This is a genomic window from uncultured Sphingomonas sp. (assembly GCF_964243315.1).
Taxonomy (GTDB): Bacteria; Pseudomonadota; Alphaproteobacteria; order Sphingomonadales; family Sphingomonadaceae; genus Sphingomonas.
Genome location: NZ_CAXTEM010000101.1, coordinates 1 through 5367 on the forward strand (window position 1 = coordinate 1; position 5367 = coordinate 5367).

The following is a 5367-nucleotide window of genomic DNA, read 5'->3' on the forward strand; positions in this document are numbered from 1 at the left end:
CACCAGCGGCTGCGGATGGCCGTGGAGCGAGGCGATGATGATCTGCTTGACCACGTCGTAGATCGCGCCGTCGGCGTCGATCACCTGCTTCAGCCGACCGGCGAGCGGCGAGACGACGCCATAGGCGAGCAGCACGCCCATGAAGGTGCCGACCAGCGCCGACCCGATCATGCCGCCGAGCACCGCGGGCGGCTTGTCGATCGATCCCATCGTCTTCACGATGCCGAGCACCGCGGCAACGATGCCGAGCGCAGGCAGCGAGTCGGCGAGGCTCGACAGTGTCGTGTGCGGCCCCTCGACCTCGTGATGGTGGCTCTTGATCGAATGATCCATCACCTCCTCGACCGCATGGACGTCCAGCGTTCCCGAAGAGACAACGACGAGCCGCAGCGTGTCTGCGATCAGGTTGATCAGCGTGTGATCGGCGAGCAGCTTGGGATATTCCGCGAATACCGCGGACGATTTCGGATCCTCGACATGCGGTTCGAGCGCGATCGGCCCGTCCATCCGCAGCATCTTCATCAGCTTCGACACAAGGAAGATCGCGTCGAGATAATCCTGCTTCTTGTATTTCGGACCCTTGAAGACCTTGGCGAGGCCGCCGCCCATCGCCTTCAGCTCGGTGCCCGAATTGCCGATGATCAGCGCACCGGCCGCGGCGCCGCCGATGATCAGCATCTCATGCGGAATGGCATGCATCACGGGGCCCAGCGCACCGCCGGTGATGGCGAATCCGCCGAACACCATGGCGATGAGGACGACGAGACCGATGGCAGGAAACACGTGGCAGACCCCCGGAATATGTCGGCGATGCCGACGTCTTAGGAGTCCGGATTAACCCGATAACCTGTTCATTCGGTTACCATCCGGGTGGTCACTTGATATAATTGAAAAGCGTCAGGCTCGACAATTTGCTGAAGCTGGCCTGCGTCGCCGACAGGATCGTCATCGTCTTCTGCAATTGCGTGATCGCGGTCGCGATATCGGTGTCCTCGAGCGACGAGCGGATGACCTCACGATCGGTCTCGGCGCTCTTCTGCTGACTCTGTTCGAGATCTACCCGGGCGGCGCGGGCGCCGAGCGAAGCCTGGATGGTGTCGACCTGCTCGCTCGATGCGGCGATATCGTCGAGTGCGGTGGTGGCGGCGGCGTCGATGTCGCCGCCCGCCTTCAGCGCGGACGAGAAGTCGGTGAGCGCGCTGAGGATGTCGGTGCCACCCGCGGCGAACACGCGCGCGGCGGGTTCGGTCGCCTGGACCGATTGCGCATCGCCGATCGGGATCGCGGTCAATGTCGTGCTCGCGAAGCTGTAGCCGCCGGCGACCTTCGTCACTGCCGCGCCGCCGTCGACGCCGCCGAACAAGGGCTGGCCGCGGGGATCGCGGGTGTTGCCGAGCGCCGCCAGCGATTCGACGATCTGGTCGAGTTCGTCTGCGATCGCCTTGCGGCTCGAATCGTTCTGGGTGCCGTTGCGCGCCTGCAAGGTCAGCTCGGACGCACGCTGCAATTGGTCCCGCATCGCGCCGAGCGTCGTGTCCGCGCTGGAAAGCAGCGATCCGGCAAGGCCGAGATTGGTGCCATAGGCGTCCGAATCGGCGCTCGCCTGCTTCAGCGTCGCGAGCCGTTGATATGCCGCGGTGTTCTGCGACGGCGTCGACAGCTTCTTGCCGGTGGAGATCTGCGTCTGCAGCGAATCCGCCTGGACGGTGAGCCCGCGCATCGACCGGGTCGCGCGATCGTAGAAGGCGTTCGTCGGAATCTGCATCGCGGCTACCGGATCTCGAGGATGGATTGCATCGTCTCGCGCGCGACCTGGATCACGCGTGCCGATGCCTGATAGGCCTGTTGAAAGCGGAGCAACTCAACCGCCTCCGAATCTAGATCGACTGCGGACACCGCATCGCGCGCCGTCACTGCCCCGTCGAGGATCGAGTTCTGCGCATTCGCGACCTGCTTCTTCTGGTCCAGCGCCGCGGCGTTGGCGGTGATCAGGGCGGTGGTGCGGCCCTCGAAATTGCGGTTCGTCCGCACGCCCTGCAGCGCGGTGAGGTTCGATGCGTCTCGAGTGCCGCCGGTCGCCGACGCTGCGGCGATGCCGCGCGGGTCGGTCAGCACCACGTCGATGTCGGTTGGGGTCGCGCCGGTGGCGAACAGCGGTTGGCCCGCGACGCCGTCGAGATCGCGGCCCTGTGCCTGTACCGCGTTGACTTGGCTGGTGAAGTCCGCGGCGATCGCGTTCAGCGAGGTCCGCGTTTCGGCAATCCGTTGTGCGCCGTCGACGATGCCGGCGAGCGCGCCGCCGGTGGATGACATCGTGGCGACGGTACCGGTGCGCTGCACCAGATATGACGCGACTCCGGTGGCGCTGCGCCGATAGGAGGCAGTGCCGCTGACGTTGCCGGCGACGAACAACGGACCGTTGGCACCGCCGAGCGAGACGGTTGCGCGGCCGAGCTCGTCGATCTTGACCGTCATGTCGCTGAGCGCGCTCATCTGCTCGAGTGCCTGGTCGCGCTGATCCATCAGCTGCGCGGAGGTCGCGCCGTTGGGCGAAGTGCGACCGAGGCCGTCGTTGATCGCGGCGAGCTGTGTCCCGAGCACGTTAAGGGTGCGCGTGGCCTGCTGCGCGGTGGCGTCGAGCTCGGTCATCGCGCGATCGAGCGCGGTGCCGGTCTGCTGGAAACCTAGCGCCGTCGAGGTCGCCGTCTCGATCAGCACCGCGCGGGCGGGGATCAAGGTCGGGTCTGCGGACAGCGTGCGGGCGGCGGTGAAGAAACCGGTGAGCTTGTCGGACAGGCCACCTTCGGTCAGTCCGCTCTCGATGCGGTCGAGCCAGGTCGCGCCGGTCTCGGTCCGGCCGAGGTCGCTCGACGATTGGCGGACCGACGCCGCCTTGAACATGTCGGCGGCACGGCCGATACCGGTTACCGCGACGCCGTTGCCGCTGGTCACGTAGCGAGCGTTGATCGAGCTCGATGTCGCGGAGACCTCGGCCAGCCCGGTCGTGCGACGCGTGTATCCCGCAACCCCGGTATTGGCGATGTTCTCGCCAACGGTGTTGAGCGCGGTCTGATACGCGCGGACGCCCGACGCGCCGATCGAGAGCAAGTCGCTCATTTCGGCGGGTCTGACGTAGGCTGGTTAAGATCCGGTTGCGATTTCGCCAGGAAGTCGGTCATCGCCTTGCCGATGCCGAGCGGGGTGTGCGACGCCATCGCCTTCGCGACCTCGCCGTCCTGCATCTCGGTGAAGGTGTCGAGCGCCTTTGATTCGAACAGCGAATCACTGAGCTTCGCCTGGCGCATGCTCTTCAGCATCATGCCGGTGAAGATCGCCTCGAACTTCTCGCCCGCCTTGTTGAGATTGTCGGTCGACTTCAGCCGGCTGCTGTCGTTGCCGATGCCTGCGGTCGAAACCGCGGGGGTGGTGGGCGCGATCGGGGTCATAGCACGATCAACTCGGCCTTCAGCGCACCCGCCTGCTTCAACGCTTCGAGGATCGCGACGAGATCCGCCGGCGACGCACCGATCGCGTTCACCGCCTTCACGACATCGGCCAGCCTGGGTCCGGGAGCGAGCAGGAACATCGGCTTCTTCTCCTCTTCGACCGCCACGTTCGAGCGTTCCTCGACCGCGGTCTGGCCTTGGCTGAGCGGTGCCGGCTGGCTGATCCGCTGGTTTTCGTCGATGCGCACGGTCAGCTTGCCGTGGGTCACCGCGGCCGGACCGACCCGTACCGCAGAATTGATAACGACCGTTCCGGTCCGCGCATTACGATTACTTTTGCGGACGGCTCGGCGGAGGTGACGTCGAGGTTCTCGATCGTCGACATCAACGTCGCGCGAACATCGGCACCGAACGGCGCGCGCACCGCCACCGACACTGCGTCGATCGCCTGCGCGGTGCCGGCGCCGAGCTTGCCGTTGATCACGCCCGCCACGTTCTGCGCGGTGGTGAAATCCGCCCGCGCCAGGTTGAAGGTGAGCGTCGGTGCCTTGTCGAACCCGGTCTCCACCGCGCGTTCGACCGTCGCGCCTTCGGGGATGCGGCCGCTGGAGGGGATGTTGACGACGATCTTCGACCCGTCCGCGCCCTCTGCGCCAAGGCCGCCGACTGCGAGGTTACCCTGCGCCATCGCGTAGATCTGGCCGTCGGCGCCGAGCAGCGGGGTCAGGATCAGGCTGCCGCCACGCAACGACTTTGCCTTGCCCATCGACGCGACGGTGATGTCGAGCCGCTGGCCGGGCTTGGCGAAGGGCGGCAGATCCGCGGTGATCAGCACCACCGCGGCGTTCTTCATGCCCGGGTTGGCGCTCGGCGGCAGCTGCAGGCCGAACCGCGATGCGACCGCCTTCAGCGACTGCACGGTATATTCGAGATTGTCGTCGCCGGTGCCGGGCAAGCCGACCACGACACCGTAGCCGGTGAGCTGGTTCGACCGGATGCCCTGGAATCCGCCGAGATCCTTGATCCGGTCTGCGTGCGCGGGGCTCGCCGCGGCGACCAGCGCCATAGCGATGGCCACCCAGCCCATTCGCTTCGATCGGAGGTAAGGGAACAACATGCCGAGCATCCTCAAAACGGGCTCACGACCGAGAAGAAGCGGCTCAGCCACCCCTGCCGGCTGGCGCGGGCGACGTCGCCCTTGCCGGTATAGGCGATCTGCGCGTCGGCGACGCGGGTCGACAGCACGCGATTGTCGGCGCTGATGTCGGCGAGGCGGACGAGCCCCTTGATGCGGACATATTCGTCGCCGCGGTTGAGCGTCACGCGCTTCTCGCCGCGCACCAGCATGGTGCCGTTGGGATAGACCTCGGCGACCGTGACGCTGACTTCGCCCGACAGCGAATTCGCCTGATCGGTCGATCCCTTGCCGTCGAAGCTGCGATTGCCGCTAGCGCTGGCGTCGCTGCGGTTGAACAGGTTGAGCAACCCGCTCGCCGGCGGCGTGATGCCGCCGCTGCCGCTGCTGTCGAGCTTGGAGCTCGCGGACTTCGACGCCGCGGTGCGTTCGACCAGCACGATCGTCAGCGGATCGCCGACGCGGCCGGCGCGCCAGCCCTCGTACAGCGCCGAATAGCCGGTCGATGCCTGGAAGATCGAGCCATTGGCGTAGCCGGGCTGAACCGCCGGCGCGATCGGCGCGCGCGCGGAGGAGAAATCCTCGGGCGGCTTGCGCTTCTTGAAGATGCGCGCATCGGCGCTGGCGGGCGCAAGCGCGACGGCGAGCAGCGTGGCGAGGGTGATCGTGATGCGCATCAGATGTTCTGGTTGATGTATTTGAGCATGTCGTCGGTGGCGGAGATCATCTTCGAATTGACCTCGTAGGCGCGCTGCGTCTCGATCATGTCGACCAGTTCCTCGACGA

General features: G+C 66.2%; 6 protein-coding genes and 1 pseudogene. All 7 read right to left on the minus strand.

What is annotated here, in order from left to right:
• The coding region (gene motA / locus ACFE77_RS15940; protein WP_375422631.1) for a flagellar motor stator protein MotA at nucleotides 1-783 on the minus strand (783 nt) is incomplete at its 3' end.
• 91 nt (nucleotides 784-874) lie between these two features.
• Complete coding sequence (locus tag ACFE77_RS15945; protein ID WP_375422632.1) at nucleotides 875-1765, minus strand: flagellar biosynthesis protein FlgL; 891 nt, start codon at nucleotides 1763-1765, stop codon at nucleotides 875-877.
• A 5-nt stretch (nucleotides 1766-1770) separates the two neighbouring features.
• On the minus strand, nucleotides 1771-3117 hold the full coding sequence (gene flgK, locus ACFE77_RS15950) for a flagellar hook-associated protein FlgK (protein WP_375422633.1): 1347 nt from the start codon (nucleotides 3115-3117) through the stop codon (nucleotides 1771-1773).
• Complete coding sequence (locus ACFE77_RS15955; protein WP_375422634.1) at nucleotides 3114-3446, minus strand: rod-binding protein; 333 nt, start codon at nucleotides 3444-3446, stop codon at nucleotides 3114-3116. Before ACFE77_RS15955 ends, flgK begins: the two co-directional genes overlap by 4 nt.
• A pseudogene (locus ACFE77_RS15960) lies at nucleotides 3443-4533 on the minus strand (flagellar basal body P-ring protein FlgI). Before ACFE77_RS15960 ends, ACFE77_RS15955 begins: the two are co-directional and overlap by 4 nt.
• Nucleotides 4534-4574: 41 nt before the next feature.
• Nucleotides 4575-5258, minus strand: a complete 684-nt coding sequence (locus tag ACFE77_RS15965; protein WP_375422635.1) for a flagellar basal body L-ring protein FlgH — start codon at nucleotides 5256-5258, stop codon at nucleotides 4575-4577.
• Nucleotides 5258-5367: flagellar basal body rod C-terminal domain-containing protein (locus ACFE77_RS15970; protein WP_375422636.1), on the minus strand; the 110-nt coding region annotated here is incomplete at its 5' end. The genes ACFE77_RS15970 and ACFE77_RS15965, both read right to left, overlap by 1 nt.